Genomic DNA, 25,560 nt, shown 5'->3' with positions numbered 1-25,560 from the left:
ATGTTTTGCATAATCTTAATTCGTTTACAATTCTAGCTCTACCACTGTAAAAATGCAAGAATTTGATACAATTTTATCGAATATTTTTCAAATTTTCTAATATTTAATTTTCCTCTATAACCTCTTGTATAAGGGTAACTTAGAATGAAATGTGGTGTATAAAATTACGATATGTGAAATTGTTTACTTGTTCTTCTTTATATCGTTTTAATAGTTCATTTATGACATATTCATAATGTTCATACCGTTCTACATGTACCACTGTTTCTGTTATTCCATCAAAATCTGATCCAAATCCAACATTCTTTTCTCCACCAAGCATACATACATGCTCAACATGGCGCAATATATCATCCATACAAACAGACTTATTTGCAGCTAAAAACATCGGTACAAATGTTATCCCAATCATCCCATCTTTTTGGATTAATGCTTTTATTTGTTCATTCGTTAAGTTTCTTGGATGCTGACATAACTCGTAGCTATTCGAATGAGAAGCAATGAGATGATTTGCAAGTTCTATCACATCCCAAAATCCTTTCTCTGACAGATGTGAAACATCTGTCCATACTTTGTAACGGTTTAACTCGTCCACTGCTTTTTTTCCAAACAGTGTTAGACCACCGCCTCGGGACTCTAATGCTCCGTCAGCAACTAAATTCGCATAGTTCCAAGTAAGTCCAACAGAACGAACCCCAAGATAATACAACGTTTTCAGCTTCTCTAATTCATTTCCAATTGCATCGCATCCTTCTAAAGTTAAAAGCGCTCCAATTTCATCTTTTCCTAATTGCTGAATATCTTCTTTTGTCCTGATCCATTTTATATTCGGCAGTGCCAAGATTTGTTCGTGAAATATATTTGTCATCTCTAATGCAACTGCAAATCGTTGTCCATATGGCACTTCTTCCGGCACATAAATCGCAAAACATTGAACACTGCCGCCATTTTGTTTTAACTGATCGTATGTAATATGTAAAGATGAATCATTTTGAAAAGATTTTTTTCCTTTTCCCATCCATAACTGCCATAATACATCACAATGCGCATCAAAAATTTCCAATGTTCTTCATCCCTTCTTCTAGAACCAGCCTCATTTACTATTCAATTTGAAGCGAAGCTCTTCTTACAGAAAATGATAAAGTGAAACTTTAATCAGTGAGGATTTTTTCAGCCCCCACTGATTATTAGTTAAACCAATCGGGCGCATGCCAGCAGTTATCCCCCATCTATCTTCTTCGATTTTCTCTGAATCTTGAGGTGGGCGTCTTACTGCCCGTTAATGTGGGATAAAAATGACCTGTTTGCAAATGCAAACAGGTCATCCAATTTAACGAGGTTCTACAATTAATTTAATCGCTGTGCGTTCTTCACCATCAATCATAATATCTGTGAAAGCTGGGATACAAATCAAGTCCACACCACTCGGCGCTACAAATCCTCTCGCAATTGCTACTGCCTTCACGGCTTGATTCAATGCACCAGCACCGATTGCTTGCATTTCTGCTGAACCGCGCTCACGAATAACTCCAGCAAGTGCACCAGCTACAGAGTTAGGTACCGAAGTTGCTTTAACTTTTAATATTTCCATTGCTCGTTTCCTCCTCGTTTCTTAAAAAAAGTATTAGCGATTGAATTCACTTTTAACTTATATTCACGAGCAATGATTCATATTCCTGCTAAAATTCTGTAATTTTTCTAAAAATTAAAATATATTTTATTTTCTAACTTTTGTGTTTCTTATTCAAAAAATGGCTGGTCATCATTAATTAAAATACGATCAATTTTCTTAGCTTTTCCTGTATTTGGATCCACATCAATTAACACAGCACTTAACTGTGTTCTTCCATTCGTTACTTCAAATCGTACTGGAAGATTTGTTAAAAACTTCTTCAATACCGCTTCGCGATCCATCCCTAAAATCCCATCATATGGACCTGTCATACCAACATCCGTAATATAAGCTGTTCCCTTTGGTAAAATACGATTATCCGCAGTTGGAACATGCGTATGCGTTCCAACAACCGCTGTAGCGCGTCCATCTACATACCAGCCAAGCGCTTGCTTTTCACTCGTTGTTTCAGCATGAAAATCAATAAAAATAATATTCGTACGCTTTTTCGCAATCTTAATCAATTCATCCACTTTACGGAATGGACAATCAATTGGTGGAAGGAATGTGCGACCTTGTAAATTAATCACTGCAACTTCTATACCATTACAATTTACAAAAATAAGCCCTTTTCCTGGTGTTCCTTCCGGGAAATTTGCTGGTCTTGCAAGGTACTTTGCATCATCGATAAATTCAAAAATTTCGCGGTTATCCCATGCATGGTTTCCAAGTGTAACTGCCTGTGCACCGCACTCTAAGAAGTTACGATAAATTTTCTCTGTAATTCCACGTCCACCTGCAGCATTTTCTCCATTAATAATCGTAACTGTAGGTGTATATTTTTTCTTTAATGCAGGCACGTAATCTTGAATCATACTTCTTCCTGGCGAGCCTACTACATCCCCAACAAATAAAATTCTCATTGTGTTTACCCTTTCCATCTATACTTTCCTCGTAGTTTAGTTTTATAAGTAGCAATCTCTACTTATGAAAAATACGAATTTACTTACATTATTCTATCTCATGAATCGTTTCCGATTCTACATACTTTTCTATATTGTGTCCATTCCCGACACAAAAAAATAAAGTGGTGTAACACCACCACTTTATTTTGCGTATTCAACTGCACGTGTTTCACGAATAACAGTAACTTTAATATGACCTGGATAATCAAGTTCATTTTCAATACGTTTTCGAATATCACGCGCTAAACGATGAGCCTCTAAATCATCAATTGTATCTGGTTTCACTAAGATACGAACTTCACGTCCAGCTTGAATTGCATAGGATTTCTCAACACCTTCATAAGACTCAGAAATCTCTTCAAGCTTTTCAAGACGACGAATATAATTTTCAAGCGTCTCACTTCGTGCTCCAGGTCTTGCTGCTGACAGTGCATCTGCCGCTGCCACAAGAACTGCGATGATAGAAGTCGGTTCAGTATCGCCATGGTGAGATGCAATACTATTGATAACAACAGGATGCTCTTTATATTTTGTCGCCAGCTCAACACCAATTTCAACGTGGCTGCCTTCAACCTCATGATCGATTGCTTTTCCGATGTCATGTAATAAGCCAGCACGACGAGCAAGCTTTTCGTCTTCACCAAGTTCAGCTGCCATTAGTCCAGCTAAATAAGCAACTTCCATAGAGTGCTTTAAGACATTTTGACCGTAGCTTGTTCTAAATTTCAAACGACCTAAAATCTTAATTAAATCTGGATGTAACCCGTGTACTCCTACTTCAAAAGTCGTTTGTTCTCCAACTTCACGAATATACTCATCCACTTCACGTCTTGATTTTTCAACCATTTCTTCAATACGTGCTGGGTGAATACGGCCGTCTTGTACAAGTTTATCAAGAGCAATACGAGCAGTTTCACGACGAATTGGGTCAAAGCCTGATAAGATTACTGCTTCTGGTGTATCATCGATGATTAGATCAATACCTGTTAACGTTTCTAGTGTACGAATATTACGACCTTCACGTCCGATAATACGTCCCTTCATCTCGTCATTTGGAAGATTTACAACTGAAACCGTAGTTTCAGCAACGTGATCAGCAGCACATCTTTGCATAGCTAAAGATAAAATCTCTTTCGCTTTCTTATCTGCTTCTTCTTTTGCACGTATTTCAGTTTCTTTTACCATAACAGCGATTTCATGCGAAACTTCATTTTCAACTTTTTCTAGGATAATGGCTCTTGCTTGCTCACGCGTTAGGCTAGAAATACGCTCTAATTCATCTTGCTGTTTTTGTACTAACTCTCCCACTTTGCTTTCCAAATCTTCAATCTGCTGTTGTCTTACTACAAGAGATTCCTCTTTCTTCTCTAACAATTGCTGACTTTTCTCAAGCGATTCGTCTTTTCGATCAAGGTTCTCTTCTTTTTGCATTAAACGATTTTCTTGTTTTTGTAACTCGCTTCTTCGGTCACGAATTTCTAATTCTGCTTCTGTACGAAGTGTATGAATTTCATCCTTTGCTTCTAACAGCGCTTCTTTTTTCAGTGCTTCTGCTTGACGATTTGCATCTTCTACAATACGCTTCGCTTCATTGGCCGCACCGTTAATCTTCGCTTCTGCAATGGACTTTCGAACAAAAAATCCAACAACTGCACTGACGATGGCCAGCAAAATGGAGATGAGTAGCCAAACTACATTACTCATAATTTCACCTCCTCTTGCTATGAATGAAAAAAGACTGCATGGATGTACATTGTTTGCGCTTGCAACGTACAGCAATGACTGTCGTCCCGCCTTTTTAAGGGACTTTCTTCATTTCACAATTAAAATAGACATATGCTTATTTCGGAAAGTATCAGTCCTATCCGAATGTTACTTCTCTTCTTGAGAAGAGTGTATCGTATATAATATAAGAAAAAATATACATTATCATTGTATCTACCGCTATTTTCATTGTCAAGCTTTGTCTACTTTTACTTCCTTTACCACTGATGAAAAATAAAAGACACGAAACCGTGTCTTTTAATCATCAAGAAGATTCATATCTTCTCCACTTCCAGATGCCGCTTCTTCACCAATGCCATGATGCTCACGAATAAAGAATGCAATTTCATCTGTAACTTCTGGATTTTCTTTTAGGAATTGCTTCGCATTTTCACGCCCTTGTCCTAAGCGTTCTTCATTATAAGAATACCAAGCTCCGCTCTTTTGAACGATATCAAGTTCAGAAGCCATATCTAAAATTTCGCCTTCTCTTGAAATCCCTTCTCCGTACATAATATCAACTTCTGCAACGCGGAAAGGAGGTGCTACTTTATTTTTTACTACCTTCACTTTTGTTTTATTACCAACAATATCGTTACCTTGCTTTAACTGCTCAGCACGACGCACTTCAAGACGTACTGTTGAATAGAATTTCAACGCACGACCACCTGGAGTTGTTTCTGGATTTCCAAACATAACCCCAACTTTTTCACGAATTTGGTTAATAAAGATTGCGATTGTTTTTGACTTATTAATTGCACCAGATAATTTACGAAGAGCTTGTGACATTAAACGTGCTTGTAAACCGACGTGAGAGTCACCCATTTCTCCTTCAATCTCTGCTTTTGGAACAAGTGCTGCTACAGAGTCAATAACAATAATATCAATTGCACCGCTTCGTACTAATGCCTCTGCAATTTCTAATCCTTGTTCTCCTGTGTCTGGCTGAGATAATAGTAATTCATCAATGTTAACACCTAATTTTTGGGCATATACAGGATCCATTGCATGTTCTGCATCAATAAACGCCGCTTGTCCGCCTTGACGTTGTACTTCTGCAATCGCATGTAAGGAAACCGTTGTTTTACCTGAACTTTCAGGTCCGTAAATTTCAATAACACGGCCACGTGGATAACCACCAACTCCAAGGGCAACATCAAGTGCTAACGAACCACTTGATATAGTAGAAATCTTTCGTTCCGCTTGCTCTCCTAGTTTCATAATAGAGCCTTTACCGAATTGTTTTTCTATTTGTTTTAACGCCATATCTAAAGCCGCTTGACGATCACTCATTCAAAAATTCCTCCTTAACTTAAATGCTAATTTTATTATAATAGTTTCTTTCCATTATGCCAACAAAAATCGAACGTTTATTCGTTTTTTTTATTTTCCAGTAGATGAAAACCTTTATTTTTCTATATAATGTGAAACTTCCATCAGTGGAGTTTTTCTTCATCTCCCACTGATGGAAAGCCTGCCCAATCGGGCTTTTACGGACAGTTATTCCACAACTATCTTCTTCGCTTTCTCTGAATCTTGAGGTGGGGTCTTACTATCCACAAATAGCGGGATAAAATAGCAGAAGCTAGAAGAGACTTATATCTCTTCTAGCTTCTTATACAGATGATAAAATCCATATTTGACAGTTCGTTCACGAATTTGCTGGCGACTTCCACTTAATGCAAGCGGAATAACAATCGTCGGCTGTTCATCCATTGCTAATCCAATAAATACTGTCCCTGGTTCTTTCCCTTCAGAGGCATCTGGACCAGCTACTCCAGTAAAACTAATTCCAATATTGGCTTGCATAAGTTTTTTCACATTTTCTGCAAGATAGCAAGCACAGACTTCACTAACGGCTCCATCCGTTTGTAAAATCTCTTCTGGAACATGTAAAATATGTTGCTTTACATCATTGCTATAACAAATTATGCCGCCTGTAAACACAGAAGACGCACCAGCTACTTCGGTAATACGATCACCAAATAATCCGCCTGTTAAACTTTCAGCACATGCAATCGTCAAACATTTTTGTTTTAACAAGGCAATTGCTTTATTATGAAGAAGATCTTGATTATATCCGTAAAAAAATTGTCCTACTCTTTGTAAAATCAATTCTTCTATATCATTTATTAGCGTTTCCGCCTCTTTTGCATCATGATGCTTTGCAGTCAAACGAAGCGTTACTTCTCCTTCAGAAGCAAGAGGAGCAATCGTTGGGTTCATTTGAGCATCTATTAAGTCTTGAATCGTTGTCTCTAATTGTGATTCTCCAATTCCAAAGAATCGAAGAGTACGAGAATATAAATTCTCACCCGATGTAAAAGGGAGTAGCCAAGTCTCTACATAACTTGTATACATTGGATTCATTTCTTTAGGTGGTCCTGGAAGTAAAATATACACCTTGTTATCTTTACATAATCCCATCCCTGGAGCCATACCATGATCATTGGCGAACACAGTTGACCCCTTTAAAACAAGAGCTTGTTTTTTATTATTTTCCGTAAACTCTCTTCCCGTTCGTTTATAGTAGTCAGCAATTGAAGCGAGCGCTACTTCATCATATACAAGCTCTTCCTGCAGAGAAGAAGCAATTGTTTCTTTCGTTAAATCGTCTTTTGTCGGTCCTAATCCACCTGTAAAAATTAACATATCTGCACGTTTTTGAGCAATTTCAATTGCTTGACGCAAGCGATTATTGTTATCTCCTACAACAGTATGATAATATACATCGATTCCAATAGATGCCAGCTTTTCTGATAAAAATTTGGCATTCGTATTCGCAATTTGTCCAAGTAATAACTCTGTACCAACTGCGATAATCTCTGCATTCATCTTCCATTCCCCCATAAGCCGTTATTTCGAATTGACAAAAACCTCTCTATTTTTCCAGAAATAATCCCATCCTGAAATAATCGTAAAAATAAGCGCAATCCATATTGAAATTTCCGCAATTGGAATATGAATTAAATTAAATGGAACATCATGCAATAAGTACGCAGAAATTGCAATAACTTGCATCCACATTTTAATTTTCCCAGGCATCTTTGCAGCCGCTACTTCCCCTGTACCAGCTAATACAAGACGCAAGCCTGTAACGGCGAATTCTCGGCTAATAATAACAACAGCTATCCAAGTTGATACAAAATGTAAATCTACAAGCGTAATTAATGCTGCAGATACCAATAATTTATCCGCCAAAGGATCTAAAAATTTCCCTAGATTTGTTACAAGATTATGTTTTCTTGCATAATGGCCATCAATCCAATCTGTAGCAGAAGCAATAATAAAAACGATAGCTCCAGCTAAGTGCTGAATCGGTAATTCTACATTTCCAATTGTGTATGCTCCCCAATCAAATGGAACAAGCATAATAATTAAAAATATAGGAATTAAGAAAATTCTTGATACAGTAATTTTATTTGGTAAATTCACAGCTATTCCTCCATCATGTCAAAAACGGTTTGTGCATTGAAAAAAGTCATCGGAACGATGACTATTATTGCGCAGGTTGTTCTCCTAAGTTTTTAATCACCCAAATTTGATGATACATTTCTTCTGGATTAACTGGGAAAGCAACAGTTTGCCCATTAATTTTAATTTCAACATTTGGCGCACTACCAATGTTTAACCGCACAACATTTTTTGACCCTAAATCCTGTTGTTGTGTTTGCCCTTCCGTTAAAGTACCCGTATAGAGTACATTATTATTTTCGTCTTTAATATCTACATAACTTGTACCTTTTGCAATAACTTCTAATTTGAACTCTTTGTTATTGTGAATTTCCAATGTAGATACGTTCTTATTTGTCTCAACAAATTTAACATCTTCTTGAGATGCAGTTGGTTGTGACTGAGGTTGTTGAGGTGCTTCTTCTTTTTTTTCTTCTTTCTTTTCTTCTTTCTTTTGATCAAGAGGTGAATTTTTCGCTTTCTCTACTTCTGTTTGTGCACTTTCTGTTTGCTTTACATGGCCGTCATCTTTCCCTAGCACAAATTGAAAAACAAACCAAATTGCAACACCAATCGCAATAATAAGCACTGTAATTAAAATTTTAGGCATATGATCTGCAATCGGTGATGAAGTTGCTCTTTGTACAGTTTCCTGCGTTTTTTGTCCTCTTGAAATTTGCGGAACATCTTGAGAAACTGACTGCGGTAACTCATGTTTATACTCTTCTAACACTGCCTCTCCATTTAGACCAACCGCTTCTGCATATTGCTTTATAAAGGCACGTGCGTAAAAATCCCCAGGCAATATGCTGTAATTTCCTTCTTCGATACTAATCAAATAGCGTTTTTGAATTTTCGTAACTTCTTGCAGCTGATCGATGGAAAAACCCTTCAGTTCTCTTGCTTCTTTCAGCTTTTGTCCTAATTCCGTCAATGCTAACACCTCAATATTTCTTTAAAAGTCAAACATGGAAAAATTATTCTGATTTCCTTGTTCAATTTCATCTACTAGGCTGTATTGAATTTCTTCATCGTAATCATTTCGTAACTCAATAATGTAATCAAAATCATCAAGTGTATATTCTGACTGACTCACAAATATATCTGGATGCTCTACAACTTTTGTTGATGGCAATCTCATAATTTCGCGAACAAGCTGCCAATGTCGTTCATTTGCGCGCTTCGTTGAAACAATTCCATCTAAAATAAAGATATTATTATCACTATATTCATCTTCAATTAATTGACTACGAACCGTCTGTTTAATGAGCGTCGATGATACAAAAAGCCACCGTTTATTTGCACAAACACTCGCCGCAACGATAGACTCTGTTTTTCCAACGCGCGGCATTCCGCGAATTCCAATTAATTTATGGCCTTCTTTTTTCATGAGTTCCGCCATAAAATCCACAAGCAAGCCTAATTCATCACGAACGAAACGAAATGTTTTCTTATCATCCGCATCCCGCTGTATATACCTTCCATGTCGAACTGCTAACCGATCACGAAGCTTCGGTGAACGATATTTCGTTACGGTTATATTATCCATCGTATTTAGAATTGATTCAAGTCTAGAAATTTGTTCTTGATTATCACACATTAACAATAGTCCACGCCGAGCATTATCTACCCCATTAATTGTTACGATATTAATACCAAGCATACCGATCAACGAAGAAACGTCGCCAAGCAAGCCAGGTCGGTTTTTATGTATTTCATATTCAAAATACCATTCAATCATTTGATGACACTCCCCTTGCTTACTTTACACCTATGTACTATATTATATGATTTTTCCCTAATAGGAAAGCGAAATGTATAATAGAACTCGATTTAATCTAGAGATTTTCAACATCAACAAAAAAGAGAGGATTCCTCCTCCCTTTTTCTTACTTAGTGTTTTACCATTTTCACCATTAAGTTTGCGATTGTGTGTTGCTCTTGTTCATCTGCAACTTTCCACAGCTCCATCAATAATTTTTCTTGGTCATTACGCGCTTCTACTTCATTTGCTAAATAATCACCAATGCGATAAGCCATATCAGAAATTGCACCGCCATCTAACCCTTTTCCTTGCGCTTGCTCTAAACGTTCTCCTAAAAAGCCTTTCCATTGTTCAAAGTTTTCTAACACTGTCATTGTTAAGCACCTCACTATAAAGTAATGGAGTCATGTTTACTTTTTGCTATTATGTCCTTTTTTATGTATGAACAGAAAACAAAATATAATGCTCCTTACTTTAAGCGCTTAACAATGCCAGCCCCCATTAACCCCAATGATTTGACCTGTTATATAAGATGCTTGGGGAGAAACTATAAATGCAACTGTGTTTGCAACTTCCTCTGCCATTCCTAATCGTCCAAGTGGAATTTCTTCTGCAATATCTTGCTTTTCTTCATCTGAAAATTCACGTAGCATCTCTGTTTCAATTGCGCCGGGAGCAACAGCATTCACTCGTACACCACTTAATGCAACTTCTTTTGCCAGAGCTTTTACGTACGAATTTTGTGCTCCTTTTACCATAGAATATAACACTTCACATGAAGCACCTATTTGTCCCCATATGGAGGAGATAATGACAATATTTCCACTTCGATTTCGAATCATTGAAGGAAGTACAAATGAAATAAGTTTATATACATTTTTTACTTGCAGCTCCACCATCTCATTTAATTGTTTATCGGTAATATCTGTCGTTAATCCAAAGATACTTTTTCCAGCTGCATATACTACAGTATCAATTTGATGATGAATTTGAGACCATAGACGCTCAGCACTATCCACTTCTGATAAATTAGCTTGAACTGGAATAATACCTTCTAGTTCAAGCTGTAACTCCAAAATTTTCTTTTCACTTCGGTTATAATGGACATATACCGTATACCCATCTTTCACTAGCCGCCTTACAACGGCAGAACCGATTCCTCCACTTCCCCCGGTAACTAACGCATATTTCTTCATCCTGTTCCTCTCTCTACTACATTATTTCTTTGGAAGAACTTGACAAACACTTACTCTTTCTTCTTTTAAAAAGCTCTTCGCGACTGTTTGTAAATCTTCAATTGATAAACTTTCCAAAACAGATAATGCATCAAACAAACTAGAACCGTTAAATGCATATCGTGTGAATTGATTCGCAATATATTCTGATGAATTTAACGAACGTAAAAAACCACCTATTTTCTTCTTCTTCACACGCTCTAATGTTTCACCGCATAACTCATCATAATTTGTTTGCAATAAAATATCAGTTATTTGCTTCGCTAGCTTATCCGGCTGTTTCGTATCTCCGCCAATCATTGCAAAACCGAAACTGCTTTCTTCTGTATAATCGTACGAAAACGTATCATCAATTAAACCTTCATTATATAACGTCTCATAATGAGTAGAACCTTTTCCAAATAAATAATCTAACAGAAGGGTTAAGGCAATTTCTTGTTTTAGCAGGTCTTTTCCTTCTTTCTTTAAGTCCTGTGTTTTCACACCAACTAAACATTTTGGTGTTTGTACTGGCATTGTAATAACCATTTTTTTCTCGTTTACTTGTTCTGGTTCTTCATCAAAAGACCGAACAATTTCAGATTGAGCGGTATAATTTTTCTTCGCTTGATTTTCACGCACTAAATTCATTGTCTTCTCTGGGTCAATAGAGCCAACAATAAATAATAACATATTGCTTGGGTGATAAAATGTATGATAGCATTCATACAGTAAATCTTTCGTAATTTTGCTAATAGAATCAATTGTTCCAGCGATATCAATCTTTACAGGATGTTTCCTATATAAGCTGTCAATTAATCCAAAATATAAACGCCAATCAGCATTATCTTGGTACATTTGAATTTCTTGACCGATAATTCCCTTCTCTTTCTCAACCGTTTGTTCAGAAAAGTACGGCTCTTGCACGAAATCCAACAATGTTTCTAAGTTTGTTTCAACGTTTGATGTGCAAGAAAATAAATATGCAGTTCTTGTAAAAGATGTAAATGCATTTGAAGAAGCTCCTTGTTTACTAAATAATTGAAACGCATCATGATCCTCTTTTTCAAATAATTTATGCTCTAAAAAGTGTGCAATCCCATCTGGTACACGGAGCATCTCATCTTTTCCAAGCGGCATAAACGCATTATCAATCGAACCATACTTTGTCGTAAATGTTGCATACGTTTTATTAAAGCCTTGCTTCGGAAGAATATATACTTCTAAACCATTCGAAAGTTTCTCATAATATAGCGTTTCTTTTAATTGTTCGTACACGATTCTTTCCATCTTAAACACCCTCCGTCCCGTGTAAGAAATAAATTGTATCTAGCTGGATATTATTAGCCACGTTCACGATTGCATCTTTCGTTACCCGTTCAATCCCTGTTAACCATTCTCCTACAGGGCGATTATAATTTGCAATTATTTCATGATACAGAAGTTCTACAAGACCGCGCGGCGTATCAATTGTTTCTAAGATTTGATTTTTAATTACACTTTTTGTTTGTACGATTTCCTCATCAGTAAAATCACCATTTTGCATCGCTGTCATTTGTTCTTTAATAATCGTAACAGCTTTTTCATAATTTTTTCCCTCAATTCCAGACATCACGAACAGAAGTCCTTTGTGACTTTCATAACGAGAAGCAGCATAGTATGCCAAACTGTTTTTCTCACGTACATTAACAAATAATTTTGAATGTGAAAAACCACCAAACAAACCATTAAATAACTGCAAAGCAAAATAGTCTTCGTCACGATACGTAATATATGTGCGGTATCCAACATTTAATTTACTTTGTTTTAATTCTTGTTTTTCTACAACTTCTTGCTCTTCTTCATTTTTCTTATGCAACATTACATTTCTTTCTTTCACCTCACGTTTAGAAACAGAGAAATATTGTTTCACAAGGTCAAGAGCCCCCGCTTCAATATCACCTATAATATATAAATCCATTTCATCTTCTTCTAAGACTTTTTTATAGTATTGATACAGCGTCTCGCTTGTAATAGCAGAAACACGCTCTTTTTGACCATTTGCACTTAAGCGATATGGCTCTACTTTACACATTTCTTCGATGAGGCGTTCATTAGCATAACGCATTTTATCATCAAACGTAGATTCGATACGCTGCACAAGCGCACGTTTCTCACTTTCCACAACCGTTTGTAAAAAACCATTACCTTCTGTTGCTGGTCTTAGTAAAATATCAGCAAGCATAGCAAGCGCTTTTTCAAAGAGCGGAGGCGCTTCTTGTAAATACGTTTCATTAGCAACATCTATATAAATAGAAATAATATGATCTTCACCTTTTTTACTTACATCTACAGCTAATGAAGAGCCATATAACTCCTCTAAATATTGACGAATACGAATAACAGATGGATGTGTTTCTGTAGCACTTTGTAATACATAAGGAAGTAATGCCCGTTCTGTTACTGTTTCTTCACATAACGGTGCCTTCAGGCGCAATACAAATGTATTCGTTTTATATTTTTCCGTTGGAATAATATGTAGGCGTAATCCACCTAATTCATGTGTTTCTTGTTTTATAAGCTCCATTGGTAAACCTCCTCTAAAAAGGAATTTTCTTCTTCAATATACAGTTTTCACAAAAGAAATTGCAACTTTTCTCATGTATTAACGTTATTGTATGTAAAAAAACTCGCACTAATGTGCGAGCTTTTTAGCTTTTAGCGTTTTCCTTTTTCATATGGTGTTCCAAGCGCTTTCGGAGCTTCGGAACGCCCAACAAAACCGACAAGTGCAAAAATTGTTAATACATATGGTAATATCGTTAAAAAGACACTTGGAATTTGATTTAAAACAGGAATTGTACCACCTGCAACGCCTAGTGACTGTGCAAATCCAAAAAATAACGCTGCACCTAGAGCCCCAATTGGATGCCATTTTCCAAAAATCATTGCTGCTAACGCTAAAAACCCTTGGCCTGTAATTGTAGCGCCAGAAAAGTTATTTGAGATAGATGTTGAAAATACAGCACCGCCGACACCTGCAAACATACCTGATAAGCAAACAGCAATATAGCGCATTTTATAAACATTAACACCCATTGTATCAGCTGCCATCGGATGTTCCCCAACAGCACGTAATCGTAAGCCAAATGGTGTTTTATAAATCACATACCAAACTACAAATGCTAAAATGATTGCAATATAAGAGGTTAATGGTACATCAGAGAAAAACACTTTTCCAATAACAGGAATATCAGAAAGGCCAGGAATATCAATTTTTTCAATACGATATTGGATAAAATCAGTTTGACCTTTTCCAAAAATCTTTTTAATCGCAAACACTGTTAATCCTAACGCTAAAAAGTTAATCGCTACTCCGCTGACAACTTGATCAGCGCGGAATGTAATTGATGCAACCGCATGAAGAAGTGCAAATAATCCCCCGCCAATCGCTGCAAAAATAAGCGCAATCCACGGCGTCATTGCTCCCCATGTATCCCCCATTAATAAAGTTGTAACAACTCCAACAAACGCACCAAACAACATTAAACCTTCTAATGCAATGTTAACAACACCAGAACGTTCACTAAATACGCCTCCAAGTGCTGTAAAAATAAGCGGTGCTGCTGTATATAACGTACCTGTGACAAGAATGGCTACAATATCTAGGAAACTCATTTATTTCCCCTCCTTGCTAAAACGAGAAAGTGCCCATCGTAAAACATAGCTGCATGCTACAAAGAAAATAATACAAGCAACAATGACATTAATTAGTTCAGATGGAACATTCGCTTCAAAGTTCATTTGCGGCGCAGCACTTTTCAGACCGCCAAATAAAAGTGCTGCTAATAAAATACCAAATGCATTATTTGCACCAAGAAGAGCAACAGCGATACCATCAAATCCTATTCCTGTAAAAGAAGACATCGCTGTCATACTTTGGAACGTTCCAAGCCCTTCCATCGCACCGCCAATTCCAGCAAACGCACCAGCAATTGTCATTGACAATATAATATTACGCGACACTTTCATCCCTGCATATTTGGAGGCATGTTGATTAAATCCAACTGATTTGAGCTCGTAACCTAATGTTGTTCGTTCTAATAAAAACCACATAATAATCGCCATAATAATTGCTACAATAATTCCCCAGTGCAGGCGAGAGCCTCCTGTTAAAGATGATAACCAAGAAGAAGCTAGAGACGCGCTTGCTTGTATATCATACGATTTTTCATTTCCTTCATGTAAAAAACGTTTAATAATATCATAAGTTACGTAAAGCGCGATATAGTTCATCATAATTGTAACGATAACTTCGTTTACCTTGAATTTCCCTTTTAAATATCCAGGAATAAATCCCCACAGTCCGCCAGCAAGGGCTGCAACTAATATCGATAATGGAATATGGAGAAAGGCTGGTAGAGAAACAGCATAACCGAACCAAACAGCAGCGAGCCACCCAACTAATAATTGTCCTTCTACCCCGATATTAAACAAACCTGTACGGAACGCAAATGCTACCGATAAACCCGCAAGAGCAAGTGGAATCATCGTTCGAAGTGTTTCCCCTATCGCACGTGGATTTCCAACCATTCCATCCCATAATGCAGCATAGCCGGCGATTGGATCGTATCCGCTCGTAATCATAATAATGGCTCCAACAAGTAAACCAAAAATAACGGATAATACAGGTACTACCATATTAATTGTTCGCTCCGTTAAAAACTTTTTAGCCATTTGTATTCACCTTCTCTTTCTTCTTTCCCCCAGCCATTAACAGACCTAGTTGTTGTTCATTTGTTTCTTTTGCATTCACAATGTCCACAATTTTCCCTTCATAAATAACAGCGATACGGTCACTTACATTTAAAATTTCGTCAAGCTCTAGCGAAAGTAGTAAAACTGCTTTTCCTTTATCACGCTGTTCAATTAGCTTTTTATGAATAAATTCAATTGCCCCGACATCTAAACCGCGTGTTGGCTGTGCAGCAATCAATAAATCCGGATCACGGTCCACTTCACGAGCAATAATTGCCTTTTGCTGGTTTCCCCCAGATAACGCCCGTGCTGGTGTATGCTCACTCGGTGTACGAACATCAAACTGTTGAATTAACGACTTTGCTTTTTCATATACTTTCGAAAAATTCAAAATACCTTTTTTGGAATACGGATTTTTATAATATGTTTGAAGTACCATATTATCTCCAATAGAAAAATCAAGAACGAGCCCATGTTTATGACGATCTTCTGGAATATGTCCAACGCCTTCTTCTGTAATGCGTCTAACTGGCCAATTCGTCACGTCCTTCTCTCTTAACGTAATAGAGCCTGACTCAACTTTTCGTAAACCAGTAATCGCTTCTATTAATTCACTTTGTCCATTTCCATCGATTCCTGCAATACCAACAATCTCTCCTCCACGAACAGTTAAGTCAAGTCCTTTTACGGTAGGTAACTGACGTGCATCGTGCACAACAAGATTAGAAATCGTAAGTACATTTTCACGTGGTTTGGCGTCTGACTTTTCAGTTTTAAAATTCACTTGACGTCCGACCATTAATTCTGCAAGCTTGTTTTCATCTGTATTTGCAACGTCTACCGTACCAATTCCTTTTCCTTTACGAATAATTGTACAACGATTACACACTTCCATAATTTCTTTCAACTTATGTGTAATAAGAATAATAGATTTCCCTTCTTGTACAAGCTTTTTCATAATATGAATAAGCTCTTGAATCTCCTGCGGTGTTAATACAGCTGTAGGTTCATCAAAAATTAAAATCTCCGCCCCGCGATAGAGCGTTTTCAAAATTTCTACACGTTGTTGCATTCCAACAGAAATATCTTCTATTTTCGCATATGGGTCTACTGCTAGTCCGTATTGCTCAGATAATTTTTTAATTTTTTCCGCTGCTTCATCAATAGCAATTTTACCGTTTTTCTTCGGTTCATTTCCTAGAATAATATTTTCCGTGACTGTAAAATTATGAACAAGCATAAAGTGCTGATGCACCATACCAATTCCAAGATCATTCGCTACATTCGGATTCGTAATTTTCACAGGCTGCCCTTTAATTTTAATTTCTCCTTGTTCTGGTTGATACAATCCAAACAAAACATTCATAAGTGTTGATTTTCCAGCACCGTTTTCTCCAAGTAAAGCATGAATTTCTCCCTGTTTCACTTGCAGCGTAATATTATCATTCGCTACAATCCCCGGGAATACTTTCGTAATATTGTTCATCTCAATTACGTATTCCATGTTATTCCTCCTTGACAGGACAAAGTTCTTTATATATACAAAGGTTAGTTCTAAGAACTAACCTTTGCTATTTCTCTAACATTATTTTTTAAGAGAAGCCTCATATGTTTTGTACTCATCTGGAGTAGATGGCACTTTAATTTCACCGTTTATGATTTTCTTTTTATAATCTTCTACTTTTGTTAAAATCTCTGGATTTACTTTTTTCACGTTATCAGTTGTTTTTGCAATCCCGATACCATCATCTTTTAAGCCAAACTCTTCTGTTTTACCACCTTGTAATTTACCATCTTTTGCTTCTTGTGAAACTTTTTCCACTGCAACATCAACACGTTTTACCATTGAAGTTAATGTTACATTCTCTGGCATACCTTCTTGTGTTTGATCACGGTCAACACCGATTACCCAAACATTTTCACCTTTTTTCTTACGGTTTTTCGCTTCTGTAAACACACCGTTACCCGTTGCACCAGATGCATGATAAATTACGTCAACGCCTTGGCCGTACATAGCAGAAGCTAATACAGAACCTTTTTCTGGCTTATCAAATGCTTCAGCATATTGAGATACAATTTCAATGTTCGGATTTACTGCTTTTACCCCAGCTTTAAAACCAGATTCAAATTTTTCAATTAATGGACTCTTTACACCACCGATAAAGCCAATTTTGTTTGATTTCGTTGTCATTGCTGCCACTACACCAACAAGGAAAGAACCTTCATGGTCTTTAAATGTAATACTTGTTACGTTCGGTTTATTTACTACAGCATCAACAATCGCGAATTGATTTTTTGGGAATTGACCCGCTACTTTTTCAATTGATTTTTGCATTAAGAATCCAATTCCGAATGTCAAGTCGTAATTTGTTTCCCCAAACTTTGTTAAGTTAGGAACATAGTCTGATTCTTTAGAAGATTGCAGATAACGATATTCTTCGTTTTCTTTTAACTTATTCTCTTTACCAAATGCAGTTAAACCTTCCCAAGCAGATTGGTTAAATGATTTATCATCTACTCCACCAACGTCTGTAACCATACCAACCTTAAAGTTATTATTTCCTTTTCCCTCTTTTTTGTCACTTTCCTTATTCGTGTTACCACAAGCTCCTAAAATCGTGCTTGCCGCTAACGTTAGTGATAATAAAATCCCCGCTTTTTTCTTCATACTAGAAACCCCTCCTAAAATATGTATCATTCTACCTATATGACCATGTCCCCGTTTTCTTGCTGTCACCCCCCTAAAAAGGGAACATTTTACATTCGTTTTCTTAACACGTGAAAGCTAAATTTATCTGCTCGAAAATAGTTAATAGAATATAAAATCGGTTCATCATTTTGATCATAATGCATTTGCTTTAATACAAGCAGTGCCGTTTCTGGCTCACACTCTAGAATCGGTGATATCTTCGGATGATAACCGAGCGGTTCAATATGAGCAACAGCATACGTAATGCGTTTATTTGTGTTTTTATGAATGACAGTAAGTAATGATTCTTCTTTGTATTCTGACAAATCAGGAAGAACTTCTTTTGGCAACTTATCAACACAATATACAACAGGTTCCCCGTCTGCTGTACGAACGCGTTCAATCATAAGTGTTTCAAAATCATCTTCACTATGAAACTTCTCTTTTTCTTCTTCCGTTAAATTGCCTATTGATGATGATAAAAACACTGTCCCTGGCGTTTTCCCTGCACTAGTAATCATATCTGTAATACTAGATAATTGTTCAATTCCTGAAGAAAACAAAGGTTTTGCATTTACAAACGTCCCTACACCGTGCCTGCGAATAACAACGTTTTCTTCTTCTAAGATTCGAAGCGCTTCTCGCAATGTCGCTCTACTGACACCTAACTCTTTTGCTAGATCAAATTCGGATGGTAGCTTTTGTTTCTCTTTATACTCCCCGTTTTTAATCTTTTCTTTAATGTGGTCAATCACTCGTAAATACAAATGTCGACTATCTGACTTTACTGACATAAGACTCCCCTCGCACTTCACTTATTCGACCTCTGATGTAAGACCTCTTTTCTCTTTTTTCCACAATTAATATACCATGGATGCCCCTGAATAAAAATAAGAAAATTGTAATTTGTCAAATAAATGCTAATAATTTTTTTAGGTTAAATTTTCTTTCTTTAACCCATAAAAAAAACTTTGTACACCTACATTTCTCATATGCTGAAAAAGTCAGGGACAAAGTTATGATACACCTTGTATTTACACTTTTTTCTCATAGTCTAGCTAATTTATGGTTGCTAGGTAGAAACTTATGGACCTTATTTCCAAGATTATATGAGGTTTATTTTGATTTCGAAGTAATCGTACCACTTGATATGATTACTGTCAATACAATCCAACAAAAAAATCGAACGTTGAAATAAAAAGATATATAACCATTCGTATTCTCATCGAAACACAACGATAGTAAGCGTTGTCATTTTTATTTAATAAAGAAACCGGCTAGAAGTGTTTCTAACCGGCTTCTTTATCTCACATGAACAGACAACTTTATCCCGCACTAACGGGCAGTAAGCCCCACCTCAAGATTTAGAGAAAGCTAAGAAGATAGATGGGGAATAACTGCCCATAAGAGCCTGATTGGGCGGGCTTTCCATCAACGGGGAATAAAGCCTCCCCGGCTGATGGAAGTTTCACTTTATTACGAACTTTTCTCTTGAATATCTTTTACTAATACTTCACGGGGCTTACTTCCTTCATACGGTCCCACGATACCATTCATTTCCATCGCGTCAATTAAACGTGCCGCCCGCGTATACCCAACACGGAACCTCCGCTGTAACATAGAAACTGACGCTGTCTGCATATCGACAACAAGCTGAACTGCTTCATCATATAAACTATCCTCTACTTCTTGCGTTGTTTCTGGTACATCTTGCGGGATCATATCCTCTTGATACTGTGCTTTTTGCTGCGTAACAACATATTCTACTACTTTCTCTACTTCCTCATCTGATAGAAATGCTCCTTGCACACGAACTGGTTTAGAAGCACCAATTGGTACAAACAGCATATCACCGCGTCCTAATAATTTCTCTGCTCCCCCTGTATCAAGAATAGTTCTTGAATCAATTTGAGAAGAAACTGCAAAGGCAATTCGCGATGGAATATTCGCTTTAATAACACCCGTAATAACATCCACAGATGGACGCTGCGTTGCAATAATTAAATGAATACCAGCTGCACGTGCCATTTGTGCAAGACGCATAATCGCATCCTCTACATCGGAAGAAGCAACCATCATTAAATCTGCCAACTCGTCCACTATAACAACAATATAAGGAAGTTCGGGTTGCTTCGCTTCAGAATGTTCGTTATGTTGCTTTATATATTCGTTATACCCTTCAATATTACGCGTTCCACTATGAGCAAACAATTCATAGCGACGCTCCATTTCATTGACAACTTTTTTTAGCGCCTGCGATGCTTTCTTCGGATCTGTTACAACAGGCGTTAATAAATGCGGTACACCATTGTATACATTTAACTCTACCATTTTCGGATCAATCATCATGAGTTTCACCTCGTGCGGCTTAGCGCGCATTAAGATACTTGTGATAATTCCGTTTATACATACACTCTTTCCGCTACCAGTTGCTCCTGCTACAAGTAAATGAGGCATTTTATTCAGACGGGCTAATACAGCTTCTCCTGTAATGTCACGCCCAAGTCCAATTAATAACTTTTCTTCTGGATGATTATTCGCTTTCGAATCTAACACTTCTCTTAACGTAACGATTGCAACTTCTGAATTTGGCACTTCAATCCCAACAGCTGATTTCCCAGGAATTGGGGCTTCAATTCGAATATCTTTTGCCGCTAAAGCTAATGCCAAATCATCACTTAAACTAACAATTTTACTTACTTTAACTCCCATATCAGGATACACTTCATATTTTGTAACAGCTGGTCCTCTATGAACCTTTGTTACTTTCGCTTTCACACCGAAGCTTTGGAATGTTCGTTCCAACTTACGTGCATTTTCATAAATCGTTTCATTTTCATTGGTCACTTGCTTATTCTTTGGAAACTTTAATAGTTCTAAAGAAGGCAACTTATAATCTTTATTTTCAACATCTGAAAAATGCATTGGTGGCGCCGCTGTCTCTCCAGCAAGAGATTCAACAATTTTCCCACCTTTCTGCCGCTTCGGCTGCTCCTCTTGCATAGGCAGAGATTCTTCTAGATTTGTTTCAGAAGTAAGCGATTCATTTCTTATTGGATCTGGTGTTGTATAGTTTTCAGTAAAGTTTGATATAATCGGCGGCACTACTTCAACCTCTTCTACACTCTCTTCTAACTCCGGCACTTCTTGCACATGACGTTCACTTCGCGTACGAACGGTCTTTTTCTTTTCCGTTTTCTCAGCAGCACGTTTTGTTTGCCACTCTTTGTAATCACCTTGCATCGATTCAAATTGCCCTCTGAATATTCGCCCAATCGGTGCAAGCACCTCGCCTATATGTTTATTTGTAATACATAGTACACCAAGTAAAATGAGAATCATTCCAATTATGTATGCGCCAACTTCATCAAATAAAAAGTAACATGTCGCAAACATAATAGCCCCAAACATCCCTCCGCCTAAATGAACCGTGTCGACTCCTTTTTTCATTTCATGAAAAAACAAATCTTTCGTAGTCACAATAACAGATGAACTTTGTACCGCCCCATCTTTTGTTAGAAGGTTGACTAACGTAATATGACTAAACATGAGCACAGCTAATGTGATTAAATATATACCAATCAATCGTTTGTGCAATAAATTTGGCCACTCTCGTTTTATAACAAACGCTATAGAAAGAGCAATAACTCCGAGTACTCCAAGTATGTACCATTCCCCAAAGAAAAAGCGAAAAAATAGCACGAATGCTTTTCCGACAATACCTAGCTGCATAATTGTAATGATAGAGAGCGCAAAAAGAGCCAAACCGACGATTTCGTAGTACAAAGTTGGCTTTATGGTACGTCTTGCTTTTGTTTTCGTCCCTCTTTGCTTTTGTTTTGCCATTTCTTCACCTCAAATTCCAATTCAAAATATAACTTTTGTAAAACAAGTGTAGTTTCAATCCCGCTCTAATGGCAGTGAATTTTCTTCACATTATCTTATCAGTGGATAATTTAAAGCCGAATACTAATAAAGTAAAACCTCCATGAATGCAAGGTTTTCATCCCTCACATCGTTAGCCCGACCAATCGAGATTTTACGGGAAATTATCCCGCTCCTATCTTCTTTGTTTTCTTAAAATCTTGAAGCAGGTGATAATTTCCCGCGAATAGCGGGATAAATTGAAGAAAGCAGCCTATACACGGCTGCTCCACCTTCTTGTTTTTTATATTATACCATAGCTCATAAACAAAATCCTGCTTTTACGAAAAGGATATTTTCTGCCCCGGTTCATATTGTAAAAAATGCTGGGGATTTGTACTTAATACTCGTACAACAGAATAATCATTTTCATTCCCCATTTCAACAACCATATCAATACCATCTACATGTACAATTTTCTGCCTTGCAAATTCTGTATGATCCATTGGATACACGAGTTGCTCTGGCATAATGGTATATAAAATCATTGTAATAACGCCCCGCTTTGTTCAGATGATGCTTTTGCGTCAATTAATTCATTTAATTTTTTGACCGCTTGGCCAATCCCTCCAACATCATCAATTAAACCATATTTCACCGCATCTCCACCTACAACATTCGTACCAATATCTCGTGTTAAATTCCCTTTCGCAAACATTAGCTCCTTAAAACGATCTTCTGTTACTTTTGAATGCTTTGTGACAAAACGAATGACACGCTCTTGCATCTTATCTAAATACTCAAATGTTTGCGGAACACCTATCACAAGACCTGTAAGACGAATAGGATGAATCGTCATTGTTGCTGTTTCTGCAATGAATGAATAATCTGTTGACACAGCAATCGGCACACCAATTGAATGACCTCCACCAAGAACAATCGATACTGTTGGTTTCGAAAGCGAAGCAATCATTTCAGAAATTGCAAGCCCAGCTTCTACATCTCCTCCAACTGTATTTAACAAAATTAATAGCCCTTCAATTTTAGGATTTTGTTCAATTGCTACAATTTGAGGAATAACATGTTCATATTTCGTTGTTTTATTTTGCGGCGGTAATTGTACATGCCCTTCAATTTGCCCTACAATCGTTAAACAATGAATACGCGATTCATTTAATTGCGGGACATTTGTCTGTCCAAGTTGCTGAATTTTCTCTAGCACAGAAGCTTCTTTCGTTTCTTCTTTTGTCTCGGCCTCTTTTTCTTCATTTTTCATTTCATCACGCTCTACCATATCGAATCCCCTTTCTCACGTATACAACTATTATTTGTTAAGTTGTAAATTTCATTCGAAAGAGGACAAAAGAAAAAGCCGCCTACAAATAGGCAGCCATCTCTTATACTTCCATGATAATTGGTAAAATCATCGGTTTTCTCTTTGTTTTTTCAAATAAAAATTGTCCAAGTAGCTCACGAATATTTTGTTTTAACGTTGACCATTCAATAGAATATTCTTTGATAGATTGTTCTACAATTGTACGTACAATATCAGTTGATTTTTCAATTAACGCCTCTGATTCACGAACATAAACAAATCCTCGCGAAATAATTTCTGGTCCAGAAATAATCTTTTTCTCATCTTTTCCAAGCGTTACAACAACGACTAAAATACCATCTTGTGATAACATTTTACGATCACGTAAAACGATATTTCCAACATCACCAACGCCTAATCCATCAATCAATACATTTCCTGCAGGAACCTTACCAGCAGGTTTTGCCTCTCCATCTGTGAAGGAAATCACTTCACCTTTTTCCGTGATAAAAATACGATCTGAGTGAACGCCAACACCTTGAGCTAAACGGGCATGCGCCTTTTGCATACGGAATTCACCATGTACAGGCAGAAAATATTTCGGTCTCATTAAGTTTAACATTAGTTTCAATTCTTCTTGACTACCATGCCCGGAAACATGGACTTTCTTTTCTCCGTAATATACGACATCCGCACCTGCTCTAAACAGTAAATCAATTGTTCTTGAAACAGATGTTTCATTCCCTGGAATTGGGGATGCAGCAATAATGACTGTATCACCTTTACGAATTGAAATTTGTTTATGGGCTTGTCTTGCCATTCTAGAAAGAGCAGCCATTGGCTCACCTTGGCTACCAGTCGTTAAAATCGTCACCTTTTTCTCAGGATAATTATCAACATCCTGAAGTGAAATTAACATACCGTCTGGAATATTTAAATACCCTAGATTATACGCAATATCAACAACTTTTACCATACTTCGTCCAACTACCGCTACCTTACGCCCAGTTTCATACGCTGCATCAAAAACTTGTTGAATACGATGAACGTTAGAAGCAAATGAAGCCACAATAATACGACCTTCTGAATTATAAAATACTTTAGAAATCTCCAAACCGACTTCTCTCTCAGATCCTGTATAGCCAGGGCGCTCTGCATTCGTACTATCAGATAGTAAACAAAGCACACCTTCATTTCCAATTTGTGCCATTTTTCCGATATCTGAACCATTATTCCCAACAGGAGTTTGGTCAAATTTAAAATCACCAGTATATACAATTGCACCTTGTGAAGTATGGAAGCAAACCCCTACTGCATCTGGAATACTGTGTGTTGTTTTAAAGAAGGAAACAGTTGTTGTATCGAATTCTACCGTAGCATTAGAATCAATCGTTTTTAAATCAACGCGACCTAACATACCCGCTTCCCCTAATTTTTCTTTCACGAGACCATTCGTCAGCTTTGTTCCATAAACCGGAATATCTAATTTTCTTAACACATAGACAATACCACCAATATGATCTTCATGGCCATGTGTTAAAAATAGTCCTTTTACTCGCTCTTTATTTTCCACTAAATATGTGATGTCAGGAATAACAATATCTATTCCAAACATCTCTTCTTCCGGAAACATAAGTCCCGCATCTACAATAAAAATTTCAGAGTCAATTTCAACGCAGTACATATTTTTTCCAATTTCGCCCACTCCACCGAGAGCGAATACTTTTACAGTATCTATCTCTTTTTTCTTCATGTTGTTGCCTGGTTTAAAAATGTTGTAAAAACTGATCCCACTAACATTGTAGAGAAACCAGGGGAAACTCCACCATCATTTTTCAGCATCTAAAACGAAGGTCTTATCGCTATGCGATATCACGTTTTTTCGTTTTTAAACCAGGTTCCACCTCTCTTTCATTATATAAATCAAATGTTTTATGTAATTTCATACAAAATCCGATAATCCGTAAAGTTTTCCCATTTTTGCTAAGCATACCCGTACTAAGCTACTTAGCCATATTATAACTGATACAAGAAATAGAACACAAGTTAAATTATAAGAAAGAAAAGAGAAGAATGTGTACACGATGATAAACTGGATTCATTTCACCACTTCATCTAAGCAATAAAGTGAAACTTCCACCCGTGGGGATTTTCTTTGTAGATAGGGGGCTTACTGCCCCAA

Annotated in this window: 22 protein-coding genes and 1 riboswitch; all 22 genes read right to left on the bottom strand. The window is 37.0% G+C overall.

Annotated elements, in window-relative coordinates; all coding sequences use genetic code 11:
• Positions 1–139 precede the first annotated feature (139 nt).
• The gene (locus CN326_RS14595) at positions 140–1,063 is read right to left on the bottom strand and encodes a dipeptidase (RefSeq protein ID WP_098309731.1); all 924 of its coding nucleotides are present in this window, start codon (positions 1,061–1,063) and stop codon (positions 140–142) included.
• Positions 1,064–1,330: 267 nt separating this feature from the next.
• On the bottom strand, positions 1,331–1,591 hold the full coding sequence (spoVS, locus tag CN326_RS14590) for a stage V sporulation protein SpoVS (RefSeq protein ID WP_020059065.1): 261 nt from the start codon (positions 1,589–1,591) through the stop codon (positions 1,331–1,333).
• A gap of 149 nt (positions 1,592–1,740) precedes the next feature.
• A complete protein-coding gene (locus CN326_RS14585) occupies positions 1,741–2,535 on the bottom strand; it encodes a TIGR00282 family metallophosphoesterase (RefSeq protein WP_098309774.1) in 795 nt (264 codons plus the stop codon).
• A 183-nt stretch (positions 2,536–2,718) separates the two neighbouring features.
• Positions 2,719–4,281, bottom strand: a complete 1,563-nt coding sequence (rny, locus tag CN326_RS14580) for a ribonuclease Y (protein WP_098309730.1) — start codon at positions 4,279–4,281, stop codon at positions 2,719–2,721.
• 318 nt (positions 4,282–4,599) lie between these two features.
• Positions 4,600–5,634, bottom strand: a complete 1,035-nt coding sequence (gene recA, locus CN326_RS14575) for a recombinase RecA (protein ID WP_098309729.1) — start codon at positions 5,632–5,634, stop codon at positions 4,600–4,602.
• 303 nt (positions 5,635–5,937) lie between these two features.
• Positions 5,938–7,176 carry a competence/damage-inducible protein A gene (locus tag CN326_RS14570; RefSeq protein ID WP_098309728.1) on the bottom strand — a complete coding sequence of 413 codons (1,239 nt, stop codon included), beginning with the start codon at positions 7,174–7,176 and terminating at the stop codon, positions 5,938–5,940.
• Positions 7,177–7,197: 21 nt separating this feature from the next.
• A complete protein-coding gene (pgsA, locus tag CN326_RS14565; protein ID WP_098309727.1) occupies positions 7,198–7,776 on the bottom strand; it encodes a CDP-diacylglycerol--glycerol-3-phosphate 3-phosphatidyltransferase in 579 nt (192 codons plus the stop codon).
• Between the two features lie 64 nt (positions 7,777–7,840).
• Complete coding sequence (locus CN326_RS14560) at positions 7,841–8,728, bottom strand: helix-turn-helix domain-containing protein (protein ID WP_098309726.1); 888 nt, start codon at positions 8,726–8,728, stop codon at positions 7,841–7,843.
• Between the two features lie 21 nt (positions 8,729–8,749).
• The gene (locus CN326_RS14555) at positions 8,750–9,535 is read right to left on the bottom strand and encodes a DUF3388 domain-containing protein (protein WP_098309725.1); all 786 of its coding nucleotides are present in this window, start codon (positions 9,533–9,535) and stop codon (positions 8,750–8,752) included.
• Between the two features lie 152 nt (positions 9,536–9,687).
• Complete coding sequence (locus CN326_RS14550) at positions 9,688–9,933, bottom strand: DUF3243 domain-containing protein (RefSeq protein WP_098309724.1); 246 nt, start codon at positions 9,931–9,933, stop codon at positions 9,688–9,690.
• A gap of 108 nt (positions 9,934–10,041) precedes the next feature.
• Entirely contained in the window at positions 10,042–10,755 is a 714-nt protein-coding gene (gene ymfI / locus CN326_RS14545) for an elongation factor P 5-aminopentanone reductase (protein ID WP_098309723.1), read from the bottom strand.
• Between the two features lie 21 nt (positions 10,756–10,776).
• Positions 10,777–12,063 carry an EF-P 5-aminopentanol modification-associated protein YfmH gene (gene yfmH, locus CN326_RS14540; RefSeq protein WP_098309722.1) on the bottom strand — a complete coding sequence of 429 codons (1,287 nt, stop codon included), beginning with the start codon at positions 12,061–12,063 and terminating at the stop codon, positions 10,777–10,779.
• A gap of 1 nt (position 12,064) precedes the next feature.
• Positions 12,065–13,339: an EF-P 5-aminopentanol modification-associated protein YfmF gene (gene yfmF, locus CN326_RS14535; RefSeq protein ID WP_098309721.1), complete on the bottom strand. Its 1,275-nt coding sequence runs from the start codon at positions 13,337–13,339 to the stop codon at positions 12,065–12,067.
• Between the two features lie 131 nt (positions 13,340–13,470).
• Positions 13,471–14,430 carry an ABC transporter permease gene (locus CN326_RS14530; RefSeq protein WP_098309720.1) on the bottom strand — a complete coding sequence of 320 codons (960 nt, stop codon included), beginning with the start codon at positions 14,428–14,430 and terminating at the stop codon, positions 13,471–13,473.
• Entirely contained in the window at positions 14,431–15,489 is a 1,059-nt protein-coding gene (locus CN326_RS14525; RefSeq protein ID WP_098309719.1) for an ABC transporter permease, read from the bottom strand.
• On the bottom strand, positions 15,482–17,014 hold the full coding sequence (locus CN326_RS14520) for an ABC transporter ATP-binding protein (protein WP_098309718.1): 1,533 nt from the start codon (positions 17,012–17,014) through the stop codon (positions 15,482–15,484). Before CN326_RS14520 ends, CN326_RS14525 begins: the two co-directional genes overlap by 8 nt.
• A gap of 81 nt (positions 17,015–17,095) precedes the next feature.
• Positions 17,096–18,178: a BMP family lipoprotein gene (locus CN326_RS14515; protein WP_098309717.1), complete on the bottom strand. Its 1,083-nt coding sequence runs from the start codon at positions 18,176–18,178 to the stop codon at positions 17,096–17,098.
• Positions 18,179–18,267: 89 nt separating this feature from the next.
• Complete coding sequence (locus tag CN326_RS14510; RefSeq protein WP_098309716.1) at positions 18,268–18,993, bottom strand: GntR family transcriptional regulator; 726 nt, start codon at positions 18,991–18,993, stop codon at positions 18,268–18,270.
• A gap of 236 nt (positions 18,994–19,229) precedes the next feature.
• A riboswitch (purine riboswitch) is annotated at positions 19,230–19,332 on the bottom strand.
• Positions 19,333–19,675: 343 nt separating this feature from the next.
• Positions 19,676–22,045 (bottom strand): DNA translocase FtsK, encoded by a 2,370-nt coding sequence (locus CN326_RS14505; protein WP_098309715.1) that lies wholly within the window; start codon positions 22,043–22,045, stop codon positions 19,676–19,678.
• A gap of 359 nt (positions 22,046–22,404) precedes the next feature.
• Entirely contained in the window at positions 22,405–22,611 is a 207-nt protein-coding gene (locus CN326_RS14500) for a YlzJ-like family protein (RefSeq protein ID WP_098309714.1), read from the bottom strand.
• Positions 22,608–23,357, bottom strand: coding sequence for a ClpP family protease (locus CN326_RS14495; RefSeq protein ID WP_098309713.1), 750 nt, complete (start codon positions 23,355–23,357; stop codon positions 22,608–22,610). The genes CN326_RS14500 and CN326_RS14495 overlap by 4 nt, the downstream gene beginning before the upstream one ends.
• Before the next feature lie 103 nt (positions 23,358–23,460).
• Positions 23,461–25,131: a ribonuclease J gene (locus CN326_RS14490; RefSeq protein WP_098309712.1), complete on the bottom strand. Its 1,671-nt coding sequence runs from the start codon at positions 25,129–25,131 to the stop codon at positions 23,461–23,463.
• Positions 25,132–25,560 lie beyond the last annotated feature (429 nt).

Source organism: Bacillus sp. AFS018417 (assembly GCF_002560985.1).
GTDB lineage: Bacteria > Bacillota > Bacilli > Bacillales > Bacillaceae_G > Bacillus_A > Bacillus_A rhizoplanae.
Note: the sequence above shows the minus strand (reverse complement) of the source record. Positions and strands in the feature narration are given on the sequence as shown.

Excerpts from the sequence above, each read along its gene's own strand:
- spoVS (WP_020059065.1), bottom strand. The coding sequence starts at position 1,591 with ATGGAAATATTAAAAGTTAAAGCAACTTCGGTACCTAACTCTGTAGCT.
- CN326_RS14585 (WP_098309774.1), bottom strand. The coding sequence starts at position 2,535 with ATGAGAATTTTATTTGTTGGGGATGTAGTAGGCTCGCCAGGAAGAAGT.
- rny (WP_098309730.1), bottom strand. The coding sequence starts at position 4,281 with ATGAGTAATGTAGTTTGGCTACTCATCTCCATTTTGCTGGCCATCGTC.
- recA (WP_098309729.1), bottom strand. The coding sequence starts at position 5,634 with ATGAGTGATCGTCAAGCGGCTTTAGATATGGCGTTAAAACAAATAGAA.
- CN326_RS14570 (WP_098309728.1), bottom strand. The coding sequence starts at position 7,176 with ATGAATGCAGAGATTATCGCAGTTGGTACAGAGTTATTACTTGGACAA.
- CN326_RS14555 (WP_098309725.1), bottom strand. The coding sequence starts at position 9,535 with ATGATTGAATGGTATTTTGAATATGAAATACATAAAAACCGACCTGGC.
- CN326_RS14550 (WP_098309724.1), bottom strand. The coding sequence starts at position 9,933 with ATGACAGTGTTAGAAAACTTTGAACAATGGAAAGGCTTTTTAGGAGAA.
- ymfI (WP_098309723.1), bottom strand. The coding sequence starts at position 10,755 with ATGAAGAAATATGCGTTAGTTACCGGGGGAAGTGGAGGAATCGGTTCT.
- yfmH (WP_098309722.1), bottom strand. The coding sequence starts at position 12,063 with ATGGAAAGAATCGTGTACGAACAATTAAAAGAAACGCTATATTATGAG.
- yfmF (WP_098309721.1), bottom strand. The coding sequence starts at position 13,339 with ATGGAGCTTATAAAACAAGAAACACATGAATTAGGTGGATTACGCCTA.
- CN326_RS14530 (WP_098309720.1), bottom strand. The coding sequence starts at position 14,430 with ATGAGTTTCCTAGATATTGTAGCCATTCTTGTCACAGGTACGTTATAT.
- CN326_RS14525 (WP_098309719.1), bottom strand. The coding sequence starts at position 15,489 with ATGGCTAAAAAGTTTTTAACGGAGCGAACAATTAATATGGTAGTACCT.
- CN326_RS14520 (WP_098309718.1), bottom strand. The coding sequence starts at position 17,014 with ATGGAATACGTAATTGAGATGAACAATATTACGAAAGTATTCCCGGGG.
- CN326_RS14515 (WP_098309717.1), bottom strand. The coding sequence starts at position 18,178 with ATGAAGAAAAAAGCGGGGATTTTATTATCACTAACGTTAGCGGCAAGC.
- CN326_RS14510 (WP_098309716.1), bottom strand. The coding sequence starts at position 18,993 with ATGTCAGTAAAGTCAGATAGTCGACATTTGTATTTACGAGTGATTGAC.
- CN326_RS14505 (WP_098309715.1), bottom strand. The coding sequence starts at position 22,045 with ATGGCAAAACAAAAGCAAAGAGGGACGAAAACAAAAGCAAGACGTACC.
- CN326_RS14500 (WP_098309714.1), bottom strand. The coding sequence starts at position 22,611 with ATGATTTTATATACCATTATGCCAGAGCAACTCGTGTATCCAATGGAT.
- CN326_RS14495 (WP_098309713.1), bottom strand. The coding sequence starts at position 23,357 with ATGGTAGAGCGTGATGAAATGAAAAATGAAGAAAAAGAGGCCGAGACA.
- CN326_RS14490 (WP_098309712.1), bottom strand. The coding sequence starts at position 25,131 with ATGAAGAAAAAAGAGATAGATACTGTAAAAGTATTCGCTCTCGGTGGA.